The sequence below is a fragment of the Aeromonas sp. R1-1 genome (assembly GCF_040908495.1).
Taxonomy (GTDB): domain Bacteria; phylum Pseudomonadota; class Gammaproteobacteria; order Enterobacterales; family Aeromonadaceae; genus Aeromonas; species Aeromonas veronii.
On sequence record NZ_JBFODV010000187.1, the window covers coordinates 20,962 to 43,608 of the forward strand.

The window sequence follows — 22,647 nt, forward strand, 5'->3', positions numbered from 1 at the left end:
TCACAGCCATGAAAAAGGGCCCCGCAGGGCCCTTCGCTATAACCGGAATATGCGGGCGGGTTAGATGGCCCAGCCACCGGCATAGAAGACCACCAGCGCCAGGGCGATGATGACGGTGCCGACGTTCAGCTTCTTCCACTCGGCAGCGAAGATGCGGCCAACGACCAGCGCCACGAAGCCCAGCATGATGCCGGTCACGATGTTGCAGGTCAGCACGATAAAGACGGCGCACAGCATGCCGGAGAGCGCATCGACCGAGTCGCTGAAGTCCAGCTTGGTGACGTTGCCCAGCATCAGCAGACCGACGTACATCAGAGCCGGTGCGGTGGCGTAAGCCGGTACCAGATAGCTGAGCGGGGAGAGGAAGATCATCAGCAGGAACAGTACGCCGACCAGCGTGGCGGTCAGACCGGTCTTGCCGCCTGCTGCGGTGCCTGCGGCAGATTCGATGTAGACGGCAGCCGGAGCGCCACCAACGGCACCGGCCACCATGCTGCTGACGGAGTCGGCAGTCAGGGCCTTGCCGCCGCTGATGATGTGGCCACGCTCGTTGATGAGGCCAGCCTGACCGGCCACGGCACGGATGGTACCGGTAGCGTCAAACACGGCTGTCATCACCAGCGCCAACACGGTCGGAATGACCACCGGATTGAGGGCGCCCAGCAGATCCATGCTGCCCACCAGAGAGCCCTTCTCTCCAGTCAGGCTCGGCATGGCGAAGAAGCCCTGCCAGGTCACTTTCGGATCGAAGATAAGGCCGAGGATGGAGATGGCGATAATCACCATCAGGATTCCGCCCGGCACCTTGCGACGCTCCAGACCGAAGATGGCGGCCAGACCCAGCACCGTCATGATGACCGGGAAAGCGGCCACTTCACCCAGCTGCACCGGCAGACCGGCCCCTTCGTTCTTGATCACCATGCCGACGCCGTTGGTGGCGATCAGCAGCAGGAACAGACCGATACCGATGCCGGTGCCGTGAGCGATGCCGGAGGGGAGGTTATCCAGGATCCACTGGCGCACGCCGGTGACGCTGATCAGGGTGAACAGCACCCCCATCAGGAAGATGGCACCCAGCGCGACCGGAATGCTCAGTCCCTGACCCAGTACCAGACTGAATGCGGTAAAGGCGGTGAGGGAGATGGCGCAACCGATAGCCATCGGCAGCTTGGCCCACAGCCCCATCAGCAGGGAGCCGAAGGCGGCGATCAAACAGGTGGCCACAAACACCGGGCCCTGCTCAAAGCCGGCAGCACCCAGCATGTTCGGCACCACTATGATGCTGTAGACCATCGCCAGGAAGGTGGTCAGCCCCGCGACCAGCTCCTGACGCACGCTGCTGCCGCGCGCAGAAATGGAAAAATAAGAGTCCAGAAAGCCGCCAGTCCCTGTTTGGGCGGCCATATCTTGCTTTGCCATAACTAATCCTGAAAGTGTGAAGGAAATCGTTTGCGTTGGTGGCGCGCAAAATAGCAAGAATTCGCGGCAAATACAGCGGATAACCTGACTTTTTCGTCACTATTTTACATTTTGAGTCCATTCGGAGCTCATTCTAAGACTCAAGCGGTGAGAGCGTGTAAGGGAGGGATCAAGCGGTCGGGGGAGGGGAGATCTGTGAGGAAAAAGCGGGGAAAAACAAAAAACCCGCCTAAGCGGGTTTTTTTAAATTCTTGCAGAGCTGTCAGCAGTTGGCATGAGCCATCAGCAGCATGCTCCGGCTTGAATTACAGACCAACTACGTTGGCAGCAGCCGGGCCTTTCTGGCCTTGCTCGATGGTGAACTCAACGCGCTGACCTTCGTCCAGGGTTTTGAAGCTGGTGGACTGGATAGCGGAGAAGTGTACGAACACGTCTTTGCTGCCGTCAGCCGGGGAGATGAAACCAAAACCTTTCTCAGCGTTGAAGAACTTAACGGTACCAGTCATTTTGTTAGACATAATAATTTCCTTAAATAGTGTTGAATGCCACCTAAATGGCAATTTTTGATTTTTCGTCAGCAATACGTATGGGGAGCACTAAAGAAGGAGAATTATTTGATAAGGATTATCCGAGGATAACGCTTATGCTAATCACTGCTTTACTAAAATGACTGCCTAACATAATCAGGTCTGAACTGCCGAACCATCGAGAAAGATTAAAACACGCTCTCATTTTTAAAGCAAACTTTATCTCGATATTAATGTTTTGTAACAGCCAAAAATATCATTTTTTATAGTAAACATGATGCATTTCAACGGCATAGAAAAATCAGTGCAGACTCATATCACCCTGTGGCAAGTCAGATTCGGCTTTTTTGTCCTGACTATGTAGCCAGTTCTGGCAAAAAATATGAGAAAAAATGAAAAGGTGGTGAGAGACGGGGATTGTCAGTTGGCGTTTTCTCTAACTCACAATGTAAATCACTTCTTTGCTGCTGCGATTAGCTTCTGAGTTGCAAATCAATGGCAGCGCCAAATCTGGCTCATCGAGCATCGCCCAGACATGCAAACGCCCGCAGGCACCAAGTGCCAGCGGGCGTTTTGCAAGAAGGGATCAGCGCTTGCTGCGAAACTTGTTGCTGACCGAATCAATCCAGCTGAAGGTTTCCGGCAGCACCTGGTTCTTGGCGCGCTCTTTGGCTTTCTCGCGAGCCAGCTTGGAGGCTGCCTTGGCCGCTTCGGCGCGGTCGGCCACAATTTTCAGGCGACCCTCTTCGCGGATCTTGTTCCGCTCTCCGTTGGTCAGCTGGTGGTCTGCATTGGCTTGTGCCTTTTGCAATAACAAGGCTATCTCGGCTTTTTCGGCCTCGGTCAGATCTTTCATTTCCAGCTTTTTCACGGCGCGCTCCTGCGGCAGGGTGGTTAGACACCCTAACACAGTTGTGCCGATCACTTCTTATGCAATCGGCTTTCCGGCAGTAAAAATGCGGGTTTGTGCCAACTTTCTGTTATTTCGCTGCCACTTTCCCGCCTGTTTGCCACATTTCAATTTATGGCGAGCGGTGAGGGCAGCTCTTGCTCCTCCGGCTCGACGTGGATCAGCACGATGGCGTGGGGCAACTGCGCCATGATGGCGTGTTCGATGCGATCACAGATATCGTGGGCTTCGCCGATGCTCATCTCCGGGGGCAGGGTGAGATGGAAGTCGATATGGCGGCGGCGTCCGGCACGACGGCTGCGCAGATCGTGGAAACCGCTGGCGGCAGGGCAGCATTCGGTGATGATGCGGCTGGTCATTGCCAGCTCTTCCGGGCTCATGCTCTGGTCGATCAGCGGCTGGAAGGCCTCGTTGAGCATGCTGATCGCCTCTCTGACAATAAAGATGGCGACCGCAATGGCGACCATCGGGTCGAGGATGGCGAGTGAATGGCCGAACAGACCGGCCAGCCAGATCCCGCCAAGACCGACGGCGACCCCGGTGGAGGTGAGCACGTCCGCCTTGAGATGAAGCGCATCGGCAGCCAGCGCGACCGACTCCTCCTCTCGGGCCACCTTGTAGAGGTAGGCAGAGACGCCGCTGTTGACCAGCGCCGAGATCACCATCACCAGTACGCCCCAGCCAATGCTTTCAATCGGGCTGGGGGTGAGCAGCTTGTCGACGGCTTCGAAGATGATCCAGCCCGCGGCCAGCAAGATAAGCAGTGCTTCGATGACGCCGGAGACATTTTCAATCTTGTCGTGACCATAGGGGTGGCGCTCATCAGGCGGGAGATCGGACTTTTTCACCGCGAACAGGGCGATCAGGGCCGCCACCAGATCCATGGCGGAGTGGATCGCCTCCGAGATGATACTGACCGAGCCGCTGGCGAACCCGGCCACCATTTTCATGATGATCAGACTGATATTGGAGCAGACCGACACCATGGCGGCTCTGGTTTTTCTGTTCATGTCACAGCTTCCTGAATAAAAACGGATATTTCGGTGCGGCGCGTATTATATCCGGCTGACCGGAAATAACCTATTCGGTGTTGTAACCTGATGTTTCCGATGATATTGCGAATGCTTATTAAAATGGTGACCTCTTGCGCGGAAATAAATAATGAGAGGGATTTATATTTCTCCGTGAAAATATCTAGCCAACGATGACTTAATATAAGCGTGACAACATTTAATAATGCGAATTACTCTTTTTTGGTCTTTCCTGTTGAGGTCGTTTGGCCTCCCCTCTCAAGGGGCTGCACGCGACATCTTTTGGACGAGAATGAGGCTGGATCCGGATGCCGCTGGAGGGTATGCTGGGTCTGGTGATGGTCTTGCACCATCCCACCAAGCGTACTGAAGTTGATGATTCGGATGGCATGCTGGCTCCCATGAGGAACCAACTGTCTGGGTAACATTTTTGGAGTTTGATGATGAGTAACAAAGAACATCACAACGGCAAAGATGCCAAGAAAAAACCGCAGATGTCACTGAAAGAGAAACGCGAAGCCAAACGTCAGAAAGCAGAACTGAAAAACGGCAGCGCAATGAAGTAACGCTCCCCTACTGCTGTTCCTTCGGAGCCAGTACAAAGCCAGCCCTTACCGGCTGGCTTTTATGTTTGTGGCTCACGGCGTGGCGCCGTAAGCCGCGAAAATCTGGTGATAACGACCATCCTGACGCATCGCCTCAAGGCGCTTATCAAACAGATTGCGGGCATCGGCCGTTCGGAAGGCAAAGTGATAGACGGTGGGCGGGAAGAGGTCTGCTTGCCTGACCTGATTGCGCTCGTAGTGCTCGCCTGCCTGGGCGGTGGCGATCAGCTGGTCGAGGTAGTAGTAGAACACCCGCTCCTCCAGTACGACTGCATCCACCCTGCCGCGCATCAGCTGATGTACCTGCACCTGCTGCTTGGCTACCTCCTCATAGTGGGGATTCTGGTTGGCCATGGTGGCGAACGCGCCCCCCAGAATGATCCTTGCCCGTTGAAAGGCGGTGACCCGTTTTGAATGCAGGTCGTCCAGAGTACTGATGTGGGTGCTGCGCAGGGTGAAGATCCGGTTATGGAAGGTGATAACGGGCTGGGTCAGAACGTGAGGATCAACCATACCGGGTCTGACGTTGATGATGGCATCCAGCTTTCCTGACTCGAACAGGCGGAAGGTACGCTCCAGTGGCAGAAATTCAAAGCAGGGCTCATAGCCGCTGCCAGCGAACGCCTCTTTCAGCAGATCCAGCTCAATGCCGCGATTCTCGCCTTCGATGACATAAGGGGGGATGGCAAAGCTGACCCCGACCTTGAGTGGCTTTGCCTGCAACTGGCCGGAGAGCATGCTGGTCAGCATTAGCAATAAAGGGGTGAGCAGTTTCATTGCACTTTTCACAAAGCGTTCCTGTGGAGAATATCCATCACTGTAGGGGAGGCAACCAAAAAGCGTTATATCCCTTTCGGGCTGAGAGGTTCAGCCTGAGTGCATAAAAAAAGACCCTGAGTTATCAGGGCCTTTTCAATATTCTGTTCTTAGAACGGGATATCGTCGTCGAAATCCATCGGTGGCTCGTTATATACCGGCGGCGCAGATTGCGGCTGCTGGGCAGGACGGCCATAACCGCCTTGCGGCTGCATGTTCTGCTGCGGAGCCGGCGCCGGGCGCTGCTGATTCATCGGCTGCTGCATGGCTTGCTGCGGTTGACCCCAGCCACCTTGTTGGCCACCCATGTTCTGGCCCATGCCCTGACCACCTTGCGGACGGCCACCCAGCATCTGCATGACGCCGGTGAAGCTGTCGACCAGCACTTCAGTGGTGTAGCGCTCCTGGCCACTCTGATCCTGCCACTTGCGGGTCTGTAGTTTGCCTTCCACATAGACCTGGGAGCCTTTCTTCAGGTACTCGCCAGCCACTTCGGCCAGCTTGCCCATGAAGACGACACGGTGCCACTCGGTGCGCTCTTTCTGCTCACCGGTCTGCTTGTCGCGCCAGGTTTCAGAGGTGGCCAGAGTAATGTTGGTCACAGCACCGCCACTCGGCATGTAGCGTACTTCCGGGTCTTGCCCGAGGTTACCGATCAGAATGACTTTATTGATGCCTCGACTGGCCATAATCTCTCTTCCACCTTTATATTCCGGTCAGGCAAGGCCTGGACCCACTAAATAAGTTACCGCGCTTTTTTCATGACCATGTCGTTATCATATTGAACAGCATGGTTTTTCTATAACCGTTGCAGCAATCAGAGTGCTCGTTTCGCCTGTTCTGATTCAGGTTTAGCCCCCAATAGTAACAGTTGATCACTCTGCGGGCGAGCGCTTGCTGGTGTGGATTGAGGGCAAACTCGCCGCCTTGGTCAGGGTGTGACGAAGGGGCTATCCATCGTAAAAAAGGATAACGGCGATAGATAATGCCTGTCTATTCATCCAGTAGTCTCTATGCCATACTGACTCGCTCAGGTTTCTGTATCGAGCGTGCAACAAGATGGAAAAGATCGTGGTCCGGGGTGCTCGCACCCACAACCTCAAGAACATCAATCTGACCCTGCCCCGCGACAAGCTGATCGTGGTCACCGGCCTCTCCGGTTCGGGCAAATCCTCTCTGGCGTTCGATACCCTCTATGCCGAGGGGCAGCGCCGTTATGTGGAGTCCCTCTCCGCCTATGCCCGCCAGTTCCTCTCCCTGATGGAGAAGCCGGACGTCGACCATATCGAGGGGCTCTCGCCCGCCATTTCCATCGAGCAGAAGTCCACTTCCCATAACCCGCGCTCGACCGTCGGCACCATTACCGAAATCTACGACTACCTGCGTCTGCTGTTCGCCCGGGTCGGTGAGCCGCGCTGTCCGACCCACGCCATTCCGCTCGCCGCCCAGACCATCAGCCAGATGGTGGATCAGGTGCTGGCCCAGCCGGAGGGGAGCAAGCTGATGCTGCTGGCCCCGGTGGTGCGGGATCGCAAGGGGGAACACACCAAGCTGCTGGAGAATCTGGCGGCTCAGGGCTACATCCGTGCCCGCATCGACGGCGAGGTGTGCGATCTATCTGATCCTCCGACTCTGGAGTTGCACAAGAAGCACACCATCGAGGTGGTGGTGGACCGCTTCAAAGTGCGCGATGACCTTGCCTTGCGTTTGGCCGAGTCGTTCGAGACGGCGTTGACCCTCTCCGGCGGCATCGTACTGGTAGTGCCGATGGACGGGGAGGAGGGGGTTGCCCCTATGACCTTCTCCGCCAACTTCGCCTGCCCGGAGTGCGGCTACTCTATGTCGGAGCTGGAGCCGCGCATCTTCTCTTTCAACAACCCGGCCGGTGCCTGCCCGACCTGCGACGGCCTCGGGGTGCAGCAATATTTCGATCCGGCCAAGGTGATCGGCGATCCGGCCATCAGTCTGGCCAACGGCGCCATTCGTGGCTGGGACAAGCGCAGCTTCTACTACTTCCAGATGCTGAAATCCCTCTCCGAACACTACAAGTTCGATCTGGAGACGCCGTGGGAGGATCTGCCGGTCAAGACCCAGGAGGTGATCCTGCGCGGCTCGGGTCGTACCGAGATCGAGTTCCGTTACATGAACGATCGCGGCGATGTGGTGGTGCGCAAGCACCCGTTCGAGGGGATCCTGCACAACATGGAGCGGCGCTACCGCGAAACCGAGTCCAACTCGGTGCGTGAAGAGCTCTCCAAATACATCGCCAACAAATCCTGTACCAGCTGCGGTGGCAGCCGACTGCGGGAAGAGGCGCGTCACGTATTCGTTGACAACCGCAACCTGCCGGCCATCGCCGAGCAGTCCATCGGTGATGCGCTCGCCTTCTTTGAGGGGCTGAACCTTACCGGCCAGCGTGCCCAGATTGCCGAGAAGATCTTGAAAGAGATCGTCGAGCGACTCGGCTTCCTGGTGAATGTTGGTCTCAACTACCTGAGCCTGTCGCGCAGCGCCGAAACCCTCTCAGGCGGCGAAGCGCAACGCATTCGACTGGCCAGCCAGATCGGTGCAGGTCTGGTGGGGGTGATGTATGTGCTGGACGAGCCTTCCATCGGCCTGCACCAGCGTGACAACGAGCGGTTGCTCAAGACCCTCACTCACCTGCGTGATCTTGGCAACACGGTGATCGTGGTGGAGCACGACGAGGATGCCATCCGCCTCGCCGACCATGTACTCGATATCGGCCCGGGGGCCGGGGTGCACGGCGGTGCCATCGTCGCCCAGGGCACGCCGGAAGAGATCATCAATAATTCCGAGTCACTCACCGGTGACTACCTCTCCGGTCGCAAGCAGATCGCCATTCCGGCCGAGCGCACCCCGCTCACCGGCAAGTGGTTGAAACTCAAGGGGGCGAGCGGCAACAACCTGCGCAACGTCAACCTGGATCTGCCCATCGGAGTGATGACCTGCGTTACAGGTGTTTCCGGCTCCGGCAAGTCGACCCTGATCAACGACACCCTGTTCCGCATCGCTCATCGCGAGCTCAACAAGGCCACCGAGTCCACCCCGGCACCCTATCGCAGCGTCGAGGGGCTGGAGCATCTGGACAAGGTGGTGGATATCGACCAGAGCCCCATCGGCCGTACCCCGCGCTCCAACCCGGCCACCTATACCGGCCTGTTTACCCCGATCCGCGAGCTGCTCTCCGGCACTCAGGAGGCGCGTTCACGCGGCTACCAGCCGGGCCGCTTCTCCTTCAACGTGAAGGGGGGCCGCTGCGAGGCCTGTCAGGGGGATGGGGTCATCAAGGTGGAGATGCACTTCCTGCCGGACGTCTACGTGCCGTGCGATGTCTGCAAGGGCAAGCGCTATAACCGCGAGACCCTGGAGGTGAAGTACAAGGGCAAGAACATCCACGAGATCCTCGAGATGACAGTGGAAGATGCCCGCGAGTTCTTCGACCCGGTGCCGGCGGTGGCGCGCAAGCTGCAGACCCTGATGGACGTGGGCCTCTCCTATATCCGCCTCGGCCAGTCTGCTACTACCTTGTCGGGCGGCGAGGCGCAGCGGGTCAAGCTGGCGCGGGAGCTCTCCAAGCGGGATACCGGTCAGACCCTCTATATTCTGGACGAGCCGACCACAGGGCTGCACTTCCACGATATCCAGCAGTTGCTCAAGGTGCTGCACCAGCTGCGGGATCGCGGCAACACCATCGTCATCATCGAGCACAATCTGGATGTGGTTAAAACTGCCGACTGGATCGTCGATTTGGGACCGGAGGGCGGCGCCGGTGGTGGCCGCATTCTGGTGACGGGGACCCCGGAGGAGATTTGCACCAATAAAGAGTCTCATACAGCACGCTTTTTACGGCCCCTGCTGGAGCGATAAACCGTTATAATCGAGGGGCCTTTGGCCCCTTTTTGTTATAAAAATCGGGAGCATAGGGGGACGCTCGTCAAGTGTGGGCAGGCTTGGCATCTCAGCATCATGGTAATGGATATATCGGGTTATGGCTCAGGCTCCGCGCACGATTGATCATCAGTTAGCTTACTCCATGTTCCCCATCTGGCTGGGGGCGATCCTGCTATTGCTGGTTCTGTTGGCATGGGCCCAGATCCCGGCCGCCAGCCGGATTGAAGAGCAGCGAATGAAGGAGCATCTGCTGCGCGTGACCAAAGCGGTGCAGGCGGATGTGGCAGCTCTGGATGCATTCAGTCGGGATTGGGGCATCTGGGATGACAGTCACCGTTTTATGGACAACAAAAGCAGGGCGTACATCGAATCCAACCTGTTCAGCGATATGCCGATGCGGGATTTTAGTCTCAACCTGATGAGCTTCATGGATCTCACTGGCTACGAAATCTGGACGCGCACCCTGCTACCCGATGCGCCGGGGATCAATCCGGATCAGTTTCCCTACTTCCTTGATGAACTGAAAAAGCAGTTGAGAGAACGCTCGGTGGCACAAGGGGGCATCAATTTGCACGGGATCCGTGCTTCCCAGTGGGGGCCGCTGATGTACTCGTGGCAGCCGATCAGAAACAGTGACGAGTCGGCATCGTTCAACGGTTTCTTGCTGGTTGTACGTTGGCTCGACAAGGCCTATCTCGAGCAGGTATCGGAGCGTACCGCGCTGCCTCTGGCGATTTCCCACGCCAATCTGGATGTCACCGCTACCTTCAAACCACTGAAACCGCAAATAACGTATCGCCTGATCGACCTTGGGCTCACCCGGCTTAGGGGAGAGGTGCGACTGCTCAACAGCGATAACCAGCCGGTGCTGACTCTGGTGATTGAGGAGGAGAGAAAGATCTTGAGTGGCGTCATGGAGGGGGCGCTCTGGACCTTTATCGGCATGCTGTTTATCAGTTTTATCTGCGTCATGATCGCCATGTATCGGCTCAATAGCATTGTGCTTACCCCGTTGCAGCAGCTGGTGTCGGCGCTGCAACGCTTTGGCGATCGGCCAGATGCCACCTTGATCCCCTATATCGACAGCAGCGCCGAGATGGTGACCTTGAGCGGCAAGTTCAAGGAGATGGCCAGCAAGGTTAGTCAGCAACACGATGATTTGTTGGAAAAATCCAGCCAGATGGAGATGGCTGCATTCACCGACCCCTTGACCCGTTGTTTCAATCGTCGCTATCTCGATGGTTGGTTGCAGGCCAACCGGGCCAAACCTTGTCTGTTATTGTTGCTGGATCTGGATCATTTCAAGCAGATCAATGACCGCCTTGGCCATGACATCGGGGATCTGGTGCTGAAACAGTTGGCGGATCTGCTGCGCAAGGTGGTGACAGGGGAGCGCGAGCCGATCATCCGGTTGGGCGGGGAGGAGTTCTTGTTGCTGCTACAAGTGGATGACGAGCAAGAGTTGGCGTTGCGGGTCGAATATCTGCGCCAGCGTGTCGCTCAGCATCGCTTTGGCAGAGAGGATGCGCCACTCTGGTTGACGGTGTCGCTGGGGTTCTGCCGCTATCCGTTGCACCCGGAGTACCCGGATTCATTCTGGAGTCATAGCTTCAAACTGGCGGACATGGCGCTGTATCAGGCCAAAGTCGGCGGGCGAAATCGGTGGTGTGGCTACGCTGGTCCCCTCTCTGCGGAGGGCATGGGCCAGACTCCGGAACAGCTTGCCGAAGGGGGGCATATCACCCTGCTGCACTCTGTCAATCCGGATTAACCCTGCCGTACCAATACCAGATAGGCCAGGGCGACAATAAAACCGAGCAGGATAAAGAGAAAGGATCCGATTCCCCACACGGCCGCGAGAAAGGCCCCCACCTTTTGCCATTTCGACTCATTTTTCATAAATAAACCATTACTTCCCAGTAACTTGTGTGGCGCAAAAAATACGCTGATTTGCCCATGTTAACAACAATTAATAGCCACTCTGCCGCGCAATAAGATGTGGTTTGTTTGCTCCTTTTGTCTCTGAATGCGGGTAGTTACAACCTGCAGAAACAGGCATTTCAGCTTGTTATCTGGGGACTCAACGAGATTGGGATGGCGCGCAAAGATGTCACACCAATCGATTTATTTCTGTGCAACCTTTGCTCCAAGTCAATAACTTTGCATTTACAAGGGCATATAGTCAGCGGGCTTACAGCATCAAATGAAAACAAAAAAAGGGATTACGTGATGAAAAAATTACTTCCTCTGATGATTGCCGCTGCAGTGACCTCTCCTTTCGCCATGGCCCATCAGGCTGGTGATATTCTGGTTCGTGGTGGTTTGGCTATCGTTTCTCCTCAGGAGAGCAGTGATGATGTGCTTAACACTGGTGAGTTTCAGATTGATAGCAATCAACAGCTTGGCCTGACCCTCGGTTATATGATCACCGACAACTGGGGGGTTGAGTTGTTGGCTGCAACTCCATTCTCCCATAGAGTGAGTACTCGCGATCTTGGTGAGATTGCCAAGGTTAAACATCTGCCTCCAACATTGATGGCCCAGTACTATTTTGGCGATGCCCAGAGCAAGGTTCGTCCTTATGTTGGTGTCGGTATCAACTACACTACCTTCTTTGACGAGAAGGGTGTTGGCAAACTGGATGGCGCCAATATCAGTCTTGATGACTCATGGGGATTGGCGGGCCAGGTTGGTATCGATATGGCTGTGACCGACCGCTGGTTTGTGAACGGTTCTGCCTGGATTATGGACATTGACACTGATGTCAAAGTCGATGGTGTTGGCACTTTTAAAACACATATCGACCCGATGGCCTTTATGGTGGGTGTTGGCTACCGCTTCTAATAATTCTGACTGCGGTTCTGAACGGACCGCGGAAGATAGCAAAGTACGTCTCTTTCAGCCCGGCTTGTGCCGGGCTTTTTTCGTATGGCTGATTTTGTCTGTACTGTGATCCAACCCGATACAAATCAATTAAATACCTGCCGCTTTATTTCAGTTATTCGCCACCCCTGCCGATAGTGACTATGTTCACTTTACCTTCCCCCAATGAGTGAGGATGTCTCCATGGGCTTATCTATCGTGCAGCGGATCATCGCCGGATTCGTGTTGATGCTGCTGTTGCTGATCCTGCTTGGTGTGATCAGTACCTTTAAAATCAAGGGTATAAATGACGGCCTCTCTGCCGTATCTGACCGGGCAACTCCGCTGGTAGTGGCTGTCGCAGGTCTCAAGGGGGCATTGCAGGATAGTAACCGCTGGGTGCTGGTCTACCGCACCAGTGAAGATGCCGCCCAGTTGCCGCAGTTGGCCAATCAGTTCAAGGAGCAGCAAAATCGCTTCGCTCAGCTGAGTCAGGAGATGGGTAAATTTACCGACGTAGCGGATGCTCGTACCCGCTTCCAGCAGGTCGAGAGTGCTACCACCCAATTTTATGGCTTGGCGGATCAGGTGTTGGCCCAGCATCGGCAGTGGGTCAGTGCGCTGGAGCAGCGCCACAAGCTGGAGATGGAATTTATCCGCCTTGAGGATACCTACCAGTGGGCGGCGGATCTGCTGCTGCAACAAACCGCCAGCAAGCGCTCCATGCGCAACAAGGCGGAGCTCATTACCTCGGGTATCGCTCGCGATCTGAAGAATATCCGCCGTGCCGATGCCAAAACCGACCTGAACGAGCTGGAAAAGGTACTCAGCAAGGATATCGAGATGGCCCGTAAGCGGTTGGAGCGGGTGCTGGTGCCTGATGATGTGAAAGCGCGCTTTGTCTCCAATCTGGATCGGATGCAGGAGCTGGCACTTGGCGCTCAGGGCTTGCTGGCAACCATGCGTCAGGCTCAACAACTGGCGCTGTCGCTGGCCACGCAAAATCAGCAGCTGGATGCCAGTCTGGTCAACAGCCTCAATTTGCTCGATGAGATGGGCAAGTCCGCCGGGGCCATCGCCAGCGATAGCCGGATCAACGCCGATGCGGCGGTCAGCAGTGCCAGCTTCTGGATCCTGGTGGTTGCCGCGATGTCGGCCGCTGCCGCACTGGTGATCGGCTATACCACGGCGCGCAGCATTCAGCGCCCGTTGCAGATGATCAACAAGGAGCTCGATTACATGGCGGCCGGTGACATGACCCGCCGCATCAACTACCGCAGCAGTTGCGAATTTGGCAGCCTTTCCCGCTCTATCGATACGCTGGCGGGCAAGACCGGCGAGCTGCTCTCTCAAATCAATGCGGGTTCCCGTCATCTGGTGGATGAGGCGAGCCGCGCCGCCGAGATCAGCGAACGGGCCATGTCCCGGGTACAGGAGCAGAAGAGCCAGACCGATCAGGTGGCCGCCGCCATTACCGAGCTGGAAGTGAGCGCCACCGAGGTGGCCCGCTCTACCGATGGCACCAAGCGCGAAGTGGATCTGGCCGATGAAGAGGCTCGTAGTGGTCGCCAGAAAGTGGCCACCACTCGCCTGATCACCGAGCAGCTGGCTAGCGCCATGGAGGAGGCGGTCGGCATCACCTACAAGCTGGGCGAATTCAGCAACAACATCGGCAGCATTCTCGATGTGATCCGCAGCATCGCCGAGCAGACCAACCTGCTGGCCTTGAACGCCGCCATCGAAGCGGCCCGTGCTGGCGATGCAGGTCGCGGTTTTGCGGTGGTGGCCGATGAGGTGCGGGCACTGGCCAATCGCACCCAGACTTCGACCGAAGAGATCCAGGGGATGATTGAGAACCTGCAAAGCTCCAGCAAGCATGTGGTTGAAGTGATGGGGCGTAGCCAGGAGCAGACCCAGAGCTGTGTCGAGCAGACCCGCGAGATGGATGTGGCGTTGCAATCCATTGCCGATCGGATGGGGGCCATCAAGTCGATGGCGGATCAGGTGGCCCATGCCGCGCAGGAGCAGATCTCCGTCAGTCAGGGGGTCGCTCGTCATATCGCCGGTATTGCCGATGTGGCATACGAGACAGAGCGGGAGGCGCGGGAATCCGCCAGCAGCAGCGAAGTGCTGGCCGACCTGGTCGCCAAACAGCAGCAATTGATCGCACATTTCAAGGTCTAGGAGGGCTTATGTCTAAAAAGTGGATTGGAGCCCTGAGTCTCCTGTTGTGTGGCCAGCTGATGGCCAGCGAGCTGGTGATTGAAAGCTGGCGAACCGATGACAAGGCGTTGTGGGAGCAGAAAATCATCCCGGCGTTTGAAGCGGCGCATCCCGGCATCAAGGTGAGTTTTCATCCGGTGCAGAACGTCAACTACATGCCCACTCTGTGGGAGAGCCTGAAAGGGGGCAAGGCGGGGGATCTTATTACCTGTCGTCCGTTTGATGACTCGCTCGCCCTGTTCAAGGCGGGCCATCTGGCCGAGCTGACCGAAATGGCGGGGATGGAGAACTTCCCGAGTTTTGCCCAGTCACCGTGGCAGACCGATTCCGGTGCCCAGACTTTCTGCGTGCCGATGGCCTCGGTGATTCATGGCTTCTTCTATAACAAGAAGATCTTCAGTGAGTTGGGGCTCACCTTGCCGCAAACCCGCGACCAGTTCTTCGCCGTGCTGGACAAGATCAAGGCCGACGGGCGTTATGTGCCGCTGGCCATGAGCGGTTCCGAGAGTTGGGTTGCCTCCGAACTGGGGTTCCAGAACATTGGCCCCAATTACTGGAAAGGGGAAGATGGTCGTATGGCACTGATCGGCGGGCAGGAGCGGTTGGACAACCCGCAATATGTGAAGGTGTTCGACGAGCTGGCCCGCTGGCGTTCCTACCTCGGTGAAGGTGGCGAGAGCCGCGATTATGCGACCAGTAACGAGTTGTTCACGTCGGGCAAGGCCGCCTTCTACGTGGCGGGCTCCTGGGAGATTGCCCCCTTCACCGGCAAGGTCGATTTTGGCGTCATGCGTCCGCCGGTGGCCAAACAGGGTGATGGCTGTTTCTTTACCGACCACACCGATATCGGTATGGGGATGAATCCGGCCAGCAAGAACAAAGAGGGTGCAATGGCTTTCCTGCAGTGGCTGACGACGCCGCAATTTGCCGAGCTCTATACCAACTCGCTGCCGGGATTCTTCTCCCTCTCCAACCACTTTTTCGATGTCACCAATCCGGCGGCCAAAGAGATGATGGAGTGGCGCGATCAGTGTGACTCGACCATTCGGGTGGCGACCCAGATCCTCTCCCGTGGTACGCCCAAGTTGGGGGATGAACTGGCCGAGGTGAGTCAGGCTGTGCTGCTTGGCAAGATGGAGCCCAATGCTGCCGCGGATCGACTGGAAAGTGGCTTGAAGAGCTGGTATGCCCCTCATCAGGGCAACAAGGCCAAGAGCGCGGATTGTCAGTGTGATGCGGTTGCCCCTGCTCCAGTTTCAGCGCCGACGACTGAGGTGTCCGCAGCTCCCGCGACCAGTGAAACATCGGCCGTGGTGTCACCTGCTGTGACTCTCGCAGAACCCGCATCAGCGGCCGCTGCTCCATTACCGGCGCCGTCGGATGAGGTGGAGCAGGCGCTCTCCAACGAGCTGGAAGCGCCACAGCAGCCACAGCAATAGGTCATCGGCATCAATAAAAACGGGAGGCATCAGCCTCCCGTTTTTTATGGCTCGCGGCCAGCATGTATTGCTTTATTGTGCTTCGTGGGGCCAGCGGCAGAGGCTGCCGATGCGGGCAACCGGGGCAAACCCCAGAGAGCGGTAAATACGCTGGGCATGGTAGTGCTCGTCGGCCACTATGATGAGCTGTTTGGCACGGGATAATCCTGCGCGAGCCACTTGACTCAGCAGCTGGCGGCATAACCCCTGGTTGCGCCACGCATGGTGCGTGCGTACCAACTGGAAGCGCCCAAGTGTGCCGCAAAAGAAGAGACCACAGCTGGCGACCAGTTGCCCCTCTCGCCAGATCCCCCACCAGTCCCCGAGACCATCGGCAATCATGGCCTGATAGAGCTCCTGGCGGGATCGCAGATAGGGAAGATAGCTCTGTTCCGAGTGTCCCTCATCCCGTTCATGGAGTTCGAAGTCGAGCCACTCAGGCCAATCAGCAGTGGTGAAGGTGCGTGCCTCAACCTTGTTCATGTCGCTGTGAGGGGGCGGGCAGCTCTGTTCATCCAGCGCCAGCACCACGCACTCCATATATTGGTAACCCGTTGCGACAAAACCGGCGATCCGGCTGTTTTGTCCGGCTGCCAGTGGCCATTGAAAGGTGCGGTGACGCACTCGAGGATCCTGGCCGATCAACTGATCGAATGCGGCTTCCAGCCAGCCTTTGTCGCGGTCGCTGGGCGGGGCGGGGAGCAGCAGGTAGTTGCCGAAGTAATAGTCGGGAGCATCCTGCGTGCGAACCGCCCAGAACTGACCGTGCTGAACAACCTCGCCCTGATAGCGATCGAACAGCAAGTCGGTGGCAAAGCCGGGGTGGGTATCCATGATGGTGCTCCTGCAAAGACTCATTCTGTTATCGGCAGGAGTGGGAAATAGATGAAAAGGGGCCGGAGAAACCTCCGGCCAAACAATCACACGCAGATTCAGAACGTCCAGGACGATCTGCCCCCATCATAACTCGACTGGGGCGATTTTGGGATGGGCACTTTTCGGTTACGTACCGTTAATTTTGTAAATATGAAGTTCGTCAGATCGGATGTGAGGTAAATCTCTGTTGACTTTGTGTCGTTTTACTCATAAATATAAAGACGTTTAGACGTCCAAACATCCGTTTTGACGTAGGCAGATGGATTGCAGGACAGGGAGAAGAGCAGATGGGATTTCACAGTGCACGTCAGGTTGAGGCGCTCAACCAGAGCTTGGCAGATTTGAATGGCGATATATCGGTCAGTTTCGAGTTTTTTCCGCCCAATAGTGAAGGGATGGAAAATACCCTCTGGCAGTCCATCGAACGGCTGAAAGTACTGGAACCCAAGTTCGTCTCCGTCACCTATGGCGCCAACTCCGGCACACGTGATCGCACCCACAAGGTGATCAAGGACATCAAGGAGCGGACAGGCCTGATTGCGGCGCCGCACCTGACCTGTATCGATGCCAGTCGCGACGAGCTGCGCACTATCGCCCGCGACTACTGGAACAGCGGTATTCGTCATATCGTGGCTCTGCGCGGTGATTTGCCACAGGGGTTGGAGAAGCCGGATATGTATGCCACCGATCTGGTTGCTCTGCTCAAGTCGGAGGCGGACTTCGATATCTCGGTTGCCGCCTATCCGGAAGGTCACCCGGAGGCCAAGAGTGCGCAATCCGACCTGCTCAACCTCAAGCGCAAGATCGATGCCGGTGCCAACCGTGCCATCACCCAGTTCTTCTTCGATGTGGAAACGTATTTGCGCTTTCGGGATCGCTGCGCCGCCATTGGTATTGATGCCGAAATCGTGCCGGGGATCCTGCCGGTCTCCAACTATCAGACCCTGGCCAAGTTTGCCGGTTTTACCAACGTGAAGATCCCGCGCTGGATGCATCAGCGTTTCGAGGGGTTGGATAACGATCAGATGACTCGCAATCTGGTGGGGGCGAGCATCGCCATCGATCAGGTGCGCGTGCTGAGTCAGGAAGGGGTGAAGGATTTCCACTTCTATACCCTGAACCGCTCCGAGCTGACTTATGCCATCTGCCATACTCTGGGGGTTCGTCCCAAGGGTTGACCTGTGGTCACTGCCATAAAAGCAAAAAGCCAATGAGTTGCTCATTGGCTTTTTCGTTATGGCTGATTATCAAGGTCTGGTCGGGGCGATCTCTTTTGGCTCAAGATCGATAACCGCATTACCGGCAGCCCCCGGATACTGGCGATAGACCTGATCCTGCTCCAGTGTGTAGAAGGTATCCAGATAGTCGTCGTTGTTGGTCATCCAGGAGTCGGGCAGCGCCTTGACGATGCGACCGCCGAGATCGAGGAAGGGCAGGGCTTCCGGCACGCCACCCGCAGTAAAGCCGAGTTTGAGAGCTTCAATCAGCAGGGCGCTCAGCTCCTTGTAGTTGACGTTGTCATCCTGCTCCATCATCACCACATCGACGGCACCCCAGCGATAGCGATCCCAGTAAACCAGGATCTGGTTGGGGGTGTAGTCTGTGTTGTCATAGTCGAGGTAGGGCATGTCGACAATATCGACTACTGGCTCATCCCGACTGGGATTGACCCCTGCGACCACCGCATACACTTCGGCCGCGCCGAGCAGCCAGGGCTCCTGATCATCCTTCAGTCTGATCTTTTTCAGGATACTGGTCTTGAGTGGTGCCGTGCTGGCCGCCACTCGCGGAGCGCTTTGCAGATCCGCATCGGCCAGCGCCTTGCGCATCACCTTCAAGCCTGCGTTCTTGGCTTTGACGGGATCGGCTTCGACTACCAGAACCGGTCGGGCCGGTGCCTTGTCCACATCCAGATAGACGGGATTGCCAGCGCTGTCGAACGCTTCAATGGCGCTCCAGCTCTTCTCATCCCCACTAGGAACATAGGCGACCAGCGGTTCGACCCCCTGTTGCAGTGCAGCGGCCTGATCGGTGTTGGCCAGCCGCAACTGCATCAGTTGCTTGACCTCGCCATCCAGTCCTTGCCGGCTGATGGCCGCCTGGTTGGCATCGCTCGCCTGCCGTTTAAGGCGTGGGCTGGCCTTCTGCAGCAGGTTGGGAAGTGGGCTCTGGTATTGCTGATTGCTCAGCAGGGGCAGCAGGTTTTTCTGCTGAAGTGCGAGCTGGCGAGCCAGCTCTCGATCCGTATCGGCAGCCTGGACGCTCGTAGCACCCAGTATGGCCAGTAGTAACAAGACAGCCTGACTTTTCATTTTTATTCTCCGTTGCATGGAACCTGACAGGGCACCATGTCCGGGAAGATTGGTGCCCTGGCACCACTAGAAGGAAATTAGTTTCACTTGTGAATCATTTTATCTGGATAGTGTGCAGAGGTTCACGGTTTGAGGTTCAATTGATTCCTTTGTCGATATAATTGGAACTGATAGATAGCCAGACCAATCAACAGACCCCAGCAGGCTGCCGCGATGCCGAGCAGGCTGATCCCGGATGCGGTAATGATGAAGGTAAGCAACGCAGCTTCTCGCGCTTCATCCTCTTGCAAGGCCGAGTGCAGGCTGCTGCCGATGGTACCTAGCAGGGCCAAACCAGCGACGCAGGTGACAAGGGCTGCCGGAAAGGCGCTAAACAGGGCTGCGACGGTCGCACCGAAGCAGCCGGTCACGAGATAAAAGCAACCCGCCCAAACCGCAGCAGGCCAGCGGCGCTTGGTATCCGGGTCGACCTCTTTTCCCATGCAGATGGCGGCAGTGATGGCGGCCAGATTGAAGGCATAGCCGCCAAAAGGGGCGAGCAGCAGGCCGGTCAGGCCGGTCCAGCTGATCAGCGAGGAGGTGGCAGGCTGATAGTCATGGGCTCGCAAGATGGCAATTCCCGCCATGTTTTGCGATGTCATGGTGACAATGAACAGCGGCAGCGCGATACCAAACAGAGCATCAAGGGAGAAGGCTGGCCATGTCCAGACCGGGCTGGCGAGTTGCCAGTGAAGGGTGCCCATTTGCAAATCCCCCCGCACGCTGCAGATCAACATCCCCACTCCCAGTACCAGCACCATGGTATAGCGGGGCCAGAGATGACGACCCAGCAGGAAGGCCAGCAGCAGGGTGCCAAGCAACAAGGGATCTTGCGGGGCGACCTTGAACAGATCCAGCCCGAATTTGAGCAGCACGCCAGCCAGCATGGCGGCGGCCAGTGGAGCCGGGATATGTTTCATCAAACGGTCGAACCAGCCGCTTATGCCACACAGAGTGATCAGCAGGGAGGAGATCACAAAGGCGCCGATCGCTTCCGCCAGAGTGAAGTTGCCCAGCGTGGTGATCAGCAGTGCCGCGCCCGGTGTGGACCAGGCGGTTAGTATGGGTATGCGGTAATAAAGAGAGAGGCCAATGCAGCTCACCCCCATGCCGATCCCCAGCGTCCAGAGCCAGGAGGCGACTTGAGCTGTATCTGCACCCGCCGCTGTGGCGGCCTGGATGATCAGGATGACGGAGCTGGTGTAGCCGACCATCACGGCGATAAATCCTGCGACCAGATGGGGGATGGCGAAGGGCATGACTCTTCCTCTTGGCGTTGTGACGCGCTGTGCGTTATTACGTACAATACAGCTTTGACTATATCGCCGTGCGCTATAGCGCACAATGCGCATCGTGCAAGAGTAATAAAGAGGCAGTTATGCAAGAGATGAGTCAGCATCTGGCTGCTCGACTGAAGGGGCTGCGTAGCGAGCGCGGCTGGAGCCTGGATGCCGCCGCGCGCGAAACGGGTGTCAGCAAGGCGATGCTGGGGCAGATTGAGCGGGGAGAGTCCAGCCCGACAGTGGCGACGCTGTGGAAGATCGCCACCGGTTTTCGAGTCTCATTTTCCAGTTTCATCGAGCCCACACCCGCCACGCCGGAAGAGGTGCTCTATCGCACCGCCGATGCTATTCGCCAGCAGCCTGCGGGTGAGGGCATGCAAGTGGCACCGCTCTTCCCTTATGAAAACCGGTTTGGTTTCGAGTTGCTTGAGCTGACCCTGTTACCGGGTTACCAGCGTGAATCCGAGCCCCATGAGCCGGGAGTGACCGAGCATGTCATCGTCATCAGCGGCATGATGGAGGTGCTGGTGGAAGGGGAGTGGCGCTCATTTGAGCAAGGGGAGGCGGTGCGTTTTGCTGCCGACCGTCCCCACGGTTATCGCAATCTCGGCATAGCCCCGGCTATTTTTCACAACTTGATCCACTATCCGGTGGCAACACCCTGAACATGTTACGCAGTCATCAACCCGGACGACCATCTGCTCTGGGGCGGATCAGTATCGGGGTATAGACCCAGACAAACAGACCATAGGCAGCGATCCAGGCAAGCGCGCTGAGGTTCCAGCCATGCAGGGTAAAAGTGGGCCAGAACAGCGGAATTACCACCCGCATTGTGGCGGCAGCGATAACCAGGGCGAATGCGCCAGTGATCCTGCGTCCTACCTGCAAGGCTCGACCGCTATGGCCGAGGGAGACTCGCGCAATCATGCCCAGGATCATGGTCCCCATGCAGCCTGCGCTGAGCAGGTGGCTGGCCATCGACAACGTGATGGGCAGATCCGCGCTATGTGCCGCAAGGGCGAACAGGCCAAGAGGGATAAACAGATAAGCGAGATGGAGTGACCACAGCAGGGGATGCGTAAGGGTCGATGGCAGATGCCAACGCAGTTGTCGCCACAGATGCAAACTCGCCGCCACTATATAGAGAGGCACTATATATATGCTGGTGACCCATTGGGTGGGGAGTAACAGCCAGCAGAGCAAGATAAGCCACTGTGTCGCGAGCGCAGTCCGTTCCAGCCAGAGTAGAGGTGCAGCTTTCTCCTGACCGGTTGCTCGGGCGGTGAAGAACGGAATCACCCTTCCACCCATCACGGCGATCAGGGTGGTAAACAACAGCACAGTGGTGATCAATAGGTGCTCAACGGTGGTCCAATCGGCCTGCCATAACCAGCTGGCGCCATTGAGCAGGGTCAGTATCAGCAACAGGGGCACGAAGAAGAGGTTGCGCCATTGCCGGGTTATCAAGATAGGCTTGGCAAGGAACCAGGCGCACAGCGGCAGCCAGAGCAGGTCTGCTACCATCAGGAGCGTATTCTCTTCACCCAGCCAGGGTAACAAGGTCCTTGGCAACATCCACAACCCCACCACCATTGCCAATGGCCAGCTCCGAACCCCGGGATGGGCCGTCCAGTTCTGCACCGCGGTGAGCAGAAAACCCGCGACGATGGCAGCCCCGAAACCAAACAGCATCTCATGACCATGCCACCAGGTCGGGTTGGCAATCCCGGGCAAGGTTAGCCAACCGTTGAGCTGCCCCAACCAGAGCAACATGCCGACGGCAGCAAACAGAGCCCCGAACAAGAAGAAGGGTCGGAACCCCAGGCGGAACAGCGGGACGATTTGCTCTTCCTTATGGCTATCGAGGATTTGATGCATGAGGGTATTCCAATTAAACATTTGAGATGGCAATTATAAATTGGCTTTTCAAATGTTCAATTTAAATCCGGCAATAGCCAGGATTGATGTCATTTTGAGCAAAAAAAGAGGTGGTTGCTTGATATCTGAGCGAACTAACTTTTTTGCTGAAAAAGCCCTTGTCATCCAGGCGCGGCTCCCTATAATGCGCCCCTACCAGCACGGCGGAACACGCCGGACTGATGAGCCAGCTTCCTGGTGAAGCCGGCGCCGAAAGAAAAGCGAAAACAATCGCTTGACTTTCGAAGTGAGAAGCGTAATATGCGCCTCCTCAACGCGACAAGCGTGACGCTCTTTAACAATTTGAATCAAGCAATCTGTGTGGGCACTCACAGCATCGAACATCAAAAACAATTTTTGATTTTCAATGTCTGGTGAAGTGACCAAGACGATTTCTTAGCAATAAGAAGTCGAACAGTTTATTTCAGCAATTCATT

General features: G+C 56.7%; 19 protein-coding genes. 8 read left to right on the top strand and 11 right to left on the bottom strand.

Features of this window, described 5'->3' with window-relative positions:
• Nucleotides 1–60 precede the first annotated feature (60 nt).
• The 4 genes from AB5Y92_RS11540 to AB5Y92_RS11555 form a co-directional block, all read right to left on the bottom strand.
• Nucleotides 61–1,419 (bottom strand): NCS2 family permease, encoded by a 1,359-nt coding sequence (locus AB5Y92_RS11540; RefSeq protein WP_368226813.1) that lies wholly within the window; start codon nucleotides 1,417–1,419, stop codon nucleotides 61–63.
• A 305-nt stretch (nucleotides 1,420–1,724) separates the two neighbouring features.
• Nucleotides 1,725–1,937 carry an RNA chaperone/antiterminator CspA gene (cspA, locus tag AB5Y92_RS11545; RefSeq protein WP_005316548.1) on the bottom strand — a complete coding sequence of 71 codons (213 nt, stop codon included), beginning with the start codon at nucleotides 1,935–1,937 and terminating at the stop codon, nucleotides 1,725–1,727.
• A gap of 595 nt (nucleotides 1,938–2,532) precedes the next feature.
• Nucleotides 2,533–2,817 carry a DUF3811 domain-containing protein gene (yjbD, locus tag AB5Y92_RS11550; RefSeq protein ID WP_005340165.1) on the bottom strand — a complete coding sequence of 95 codons (285 nt, stop codon included), beginning with the start codon at nucleotides 2,815–2,817 and terminating at the stop codon, nucleotides 2,533–2,535.
• 146 nt (nucleotides 2,818–2,963) lie between these two features.
• Nucleotides 2,964–3,866, bottom strand: a complete 903-nt coding sequence (locus tag AB5Y92_RS11555) for a cation diffusion facilitator family transporter (RefSeq protein ID WP_368226814.1) — start codon at nucleotides 3,864–3,866, stop codon at nucleotides 2,964–2,966.
• A 461-nt stretch (nucleotides 3,867–4,327) separates the two neighbouring features.
• Here AB5Y92_RS11555 and AB5Y92_RS11560 point away from each other — a divergent pair, with 461 nt between their 5' ends.
• Nucleotides 4,328–4,453, top strand: a complete 126-nt coding sequence (locus AB5Y92_RS11560; RefSeq protein ID WP_019445191.1) for a hypothetical protein — start codon at nucleotides 4,328–4,330, stop codon at nucleotides 4,451–4,453.
• 72 nt (nucleotides 4,454–4,525) lie between these two features.
• Here AB5Y92_RS11560 and AB5Y92_RS11565 read toward each other — a convergent pair whose 3' ends face one another.
• On the bottom strand, nucleotides 4,526–5,269 hold the full coding sequence (locus tag AB5Y92_RS11565; protein WP_368226823.1) for a substrate-binding periplasmic protein: 744 nt from the start codon (nucleotides 5,267–5,269) through the stop codon (nucleotides 4,526–4,528).
• 149 nt (nucleotides 5,270–5,418) lie between these two features.
• Entirely contained in the window at nucleotides 5,419–5,997 is a 579-nt protein-coding gene (locus tag AB5Y92_RS11570; RefSeq protein WP_204480312.1) for a single-stranded DNA-binding protein, read from the bottom strand.
• A 370-nt stretch (nucleotides 5,998–6,367) separates the two neighbouring features.
• On the opposite strand from AB5Y92_RS11570, the gene uvrA reads away from it, so the two are divergent.
• On the top strand, nucleotides 6,368–9,196 hold the full coding sequence (gene uvrA / locus AB5Y92_RS11575; protein ID WP_368226815.1) for an excinuclease ABC subunit UvrA: 2,829 nt from the start codon (nucleotides 6,368–6,370) through the stop codon (nucleotides 9,194–9,196).
• Nucleotides 9,197–9,317: 121 nt separating this feature from the next.
• Nucleotides 9,318–10,991 carry a diguanylate cyclase gene (locus tag AB5Y92_RS11580; protein WP_368226816.1) on the top strand — a complete coding sequence of 558 codons (1,674 nt, stop codon included), beginning with the start codon at nucleotides 9,318–9,320 and terminating at the stop codon, nucleotides 10,989–10,991.
• On the opposite strand, the gene AB5Y92_RS11585 is transcribed toward AB5Y92_RS11580, so the two are convergent.
• A complete protein-coding gene (locus AB5Y92_RS11585) occupies nucleotides 10,988–11,119 on the bottom strand; it encodes a hypothetical protein (RefSeq protein ID WP_019445201.1) in 132 nt (43 codons plus the stop codon). The genes AB5Y92_RS11580 and AB5Y92_RS11585 overlap by 4 nt on opposite strands.
• A 330-nt stretch (nucleotides 11,120–11,449) precedes the next feature.
• Between AB5Y92_RS11585 and ompW the strand changes: the two genes are divergently transcribed.
• From ompW to AB5Y92_RS11600, 3 genes are all read left to right on the top strand, one after another.
• The gene (ompW, locus tag AB5Y92_RS11590; protein WP_047440178.1) at nucleotides 11,450–12,064 is read left to right on the top strand and encodes an outer membrane protein OmpW; all 615 of its coding nucleotides are present in this window, start codon (nucleotides 11,450–11,452) and stop codon (nucleotides 12,062–12,064) included.
• A 222-nt stretch (nucleotides 12,065–12,286) separates the two neighbouring features.
• A complete protein-coding gene (locus tag AB5Y92_RS11595) occupies nucleotides 12,287–14,266 on the top strand; it encodes a methyl-accepting chemotaxis protein (RefSeq protein WP_368226817.1) in 1,980 nt (659 codons plus the stop codon).
• Nucleotides 14,267–14,274: 8 nt separating this feature from the next.
• Nucleotides 14,275–15,744, top strand: coding sequence for an ABC transporter substrate-binding protein (locus tag AB5Y92_RS11600; protein ID WP_368226818.1), 1,470 nt, complete (start codon nucleotides 14,275–14,277; stop codon nucleotides 15,742–15,744).
• 72 nt (nucleotides 15,745–15,816) lie between these two features.
• Here the strand turns inward: AB5Y92_RS11600 and AB5Y92_RS11605 are convergent, their stop codons facing one another.
• On the bottom strand, nucleotides 15,817–16,617 hold the full coding sequence (locus AB5Y92_RS11605) for a GNAT family N-acetyltransferase (RefSeq protein ID WP_368226819.1): 801 nt from the start codon (nucleotides 16,615–16,617) through the stop codon (nucleotides 15,817–15,819).
• 329 nt (nucleotides 16,618–16,946) lie between these two features.
• On the opposite strand from AB5Y92_RS11605, the gene metF reads away from it, so the two are divergent.
• On the top strand, nucleotides 16,947–17,837 hold the full coding sequence (metF, locus tag AB5Y92_RS11610; protein ID WP_005340191.1) for a methylenetetrahydrofolate reductase: 891 nt from the start codon (nucleotides 16,947–16,949) through the stop codon (nucleotides 17,835–17,837).
• 69 nt (nucleotides 17,838–17,906) lie between these two features.
• Here the strand turns inward: metF and AB5Y92_RS11615 are convergent, their stop codons facing one another.
• Nucleotides 17,907–18,971, bottom strand: coding sequence for a DUF3103 family protein (locus AB5Y92_RS11615; protein WP_368226820.1), 1,065 nt, complete (start codon nucleotides 18,969–18,971; stop codon nucleotides 17,907–17,909).
• 122 nt (nucleotides 18,972–19,093) lie between these two features.
• A complete protein-coding gene (locus tag AB5Y92_RS11620; RefSeq protein ID WP_368226821.1) occupies nucleotides 19,094–20,269 on the bottom strand; it encodes a benzoate/H(+) symporter BenE family transporter in 1,176 nt (391 codons plus the stop codon).
• Nucleotides 20,270–20,388: 119 nt separating this feature from the next.
• Here AB5Y92_RS11620 and AB5Y92_RS11625 point away from each other — a divergent pair, with 119 nt between their 5' ends.
• Nucleotides 20,389–20,958: a helix-turn-helix domain-containing protein gene (locus tag AB5Y92_RS11625; protein WP_043822550.1), complete on the top strand. Its 570-nt coding sequence runs from the start codon at nucleotides 20,389–20,391 to the stop codon at nucleotides 20,956–20,958.
• A gap of 16 nt (nucleotides 20,959–20,974) precedes the next feature.
• On the opposite strand, the gene AB5Y92_RS11630 is transcribed toward AB5Y92_RS11625, so the two are convergent.
• Nucleotides 20,975–22,171: an NnrS family protein gene (locus AB5Y92_RS11630; protein ID WP_219295632.1), complete on the bottom strand. Its 1,197-nt coding sequence runs from the start codon at nucleotides 22,169–22,171 to the stop codon at nucleotides 20,975–20,977.
• Nucleotides 22,172–22,647: the final 476 nt, after the last annotated feature.

What these genes read in the sequence shown, in the direction of transcription:
- AB5Y92_RS11570 (WP_204480312.1), bottom strand. Translation starts at nt 5,997, where the DNA reads ATGGCCAGTCGAGGCATCAATAAAGTCATTCTGATCGGTAACCTCGGG.
- AB5Y92_RS11615 (WP_368226820.1), bottom strand. Translation starts at nt 18,971, where the DNA reads ATGAAAAGTCAGGCTGTCTTGTTACTACTGGCCATACTGGGTGCTACG.
- AB5Y92_RS11630 (WP_219295632.1), bottom strand. Translation starts at nt 22,171, where the DNA reads ATGCATCAAATCCTCGATAGCCATAAGGAAGAGCAAATCGTCCCGCTG.
- AB5Y92_RS11565 (WP_368226823.1), bottom strand. Translation starts at nt 5,269, where the DNA reads ATGAAACTGCTCACCCCTTTATTGCTAATGCTGACCAGCATGCTCTCC.
- cspA (WP_005316548.1), bottom strand. Translation starts at nt 1,937, where the DNA reads ATGTCTAACAAAATGACTGGTACCGTTAAGTTCTTCAACGCTGAGAAA.
- ompW (WP_047440178.1), top strand. Translation starts at nt 11,450, where the DNA reads ATGAAAAAATTACTTCCTCTGATGATTGCCGCTGCAGTGACCTCTCCT.
- AB5Y92_RS11540 (WP_368226813.1), bottom strand. Translation starts at nt 1,419, where the DNA reads ATGGCAAAGCAAGATATGGCCGCCCAAACAGGGACTGGCGGCTTTCTG.
- AB5Y92_RS11620 (WP_368226821.1), bottom strand. Translation starts at nt 20,269, where the DNA reads ATGCCCTTCGCCATCCCCCATCTGGTCGCAGGATTTATCGCCGTGATG.
- AB5Y92_RS11555 (WP_368226814.1), bottom strand. Translation starts at nt 3,866, where the DNA reads ATGAACAGAAAAACCAGAGCCGCCATGGTGTCGGTCTGCTCCAATATC.
- AB5Y92_RS11580 (WP_368226816.1), top strand. Translation starts at nt 9,318, where the DNA reads ATGGCTCAGGCTCCGCGCACGATTGATCATCAGTTAGCTTACTCCATG.
- uvrA (WP_368226815.1), top strand. Translation starts at nt 6,368, where the DNA reads ATGGAAAAGATCGTGGTCCGGGGTGCTCGCACCCACAACCTCAAGAAC.
- AB5Y92_RS11585 (WP_019445201.1), bottom strand. Translation starts at nt 11,119, where the DNA reads ATGAAAAATGAGTCGAAATGGCAAAAGGTGGGGGCCTTTCTCGCGGCC.
- AB5Y92_RS11600 (WP_368226818.1), top strand. Translation starts at nt 14,275, where the DNA reads ATGTCTAAAAAGTGGATTGGAGCCCTGAGTCTCCTGTTGTGTGGCCAG.
- AB5Y92_RS11560 (WP_019445191.1), top strand. Translation starts at nt 4,328, where the DNA reads ATGATGAGTAACAAAGAACATCACAACGGCAAAGATGCCAAGAAAAAA.
- AB5Y92_RS11605 (WP_368226819.1), bottom strand. Translation starts at nt 16,617, where the DNA reads ATGGATACCCACCCCGGCTTTGCCACCGACTTGCTGTTCGATCGCTAT.
- AB5Y92_RS11595 (WP_368226817.1), top strand. Translation starts at nt 12,287, where the DNA reads ATGGGCTTATCTATCGTGCAGCGGATCATCGCCGGATTCGTGTTGATG.
- AB5Y92_RS11625 (WP_043822550.1), top strand. Translation starts at nt 20,389, where the DNA reads ATGCAAGAGATGAGTCAGCATCTGGCTGCTCGACTGAAGGGGCTGCGT.
- metF (WP_005340191.1), top strand. Translation starts at nt 16,947, where the DNA reads ATGGGATTTCACAGTGCACGTCAGGTTGAGGCGCTCAACCAGAGCTTG.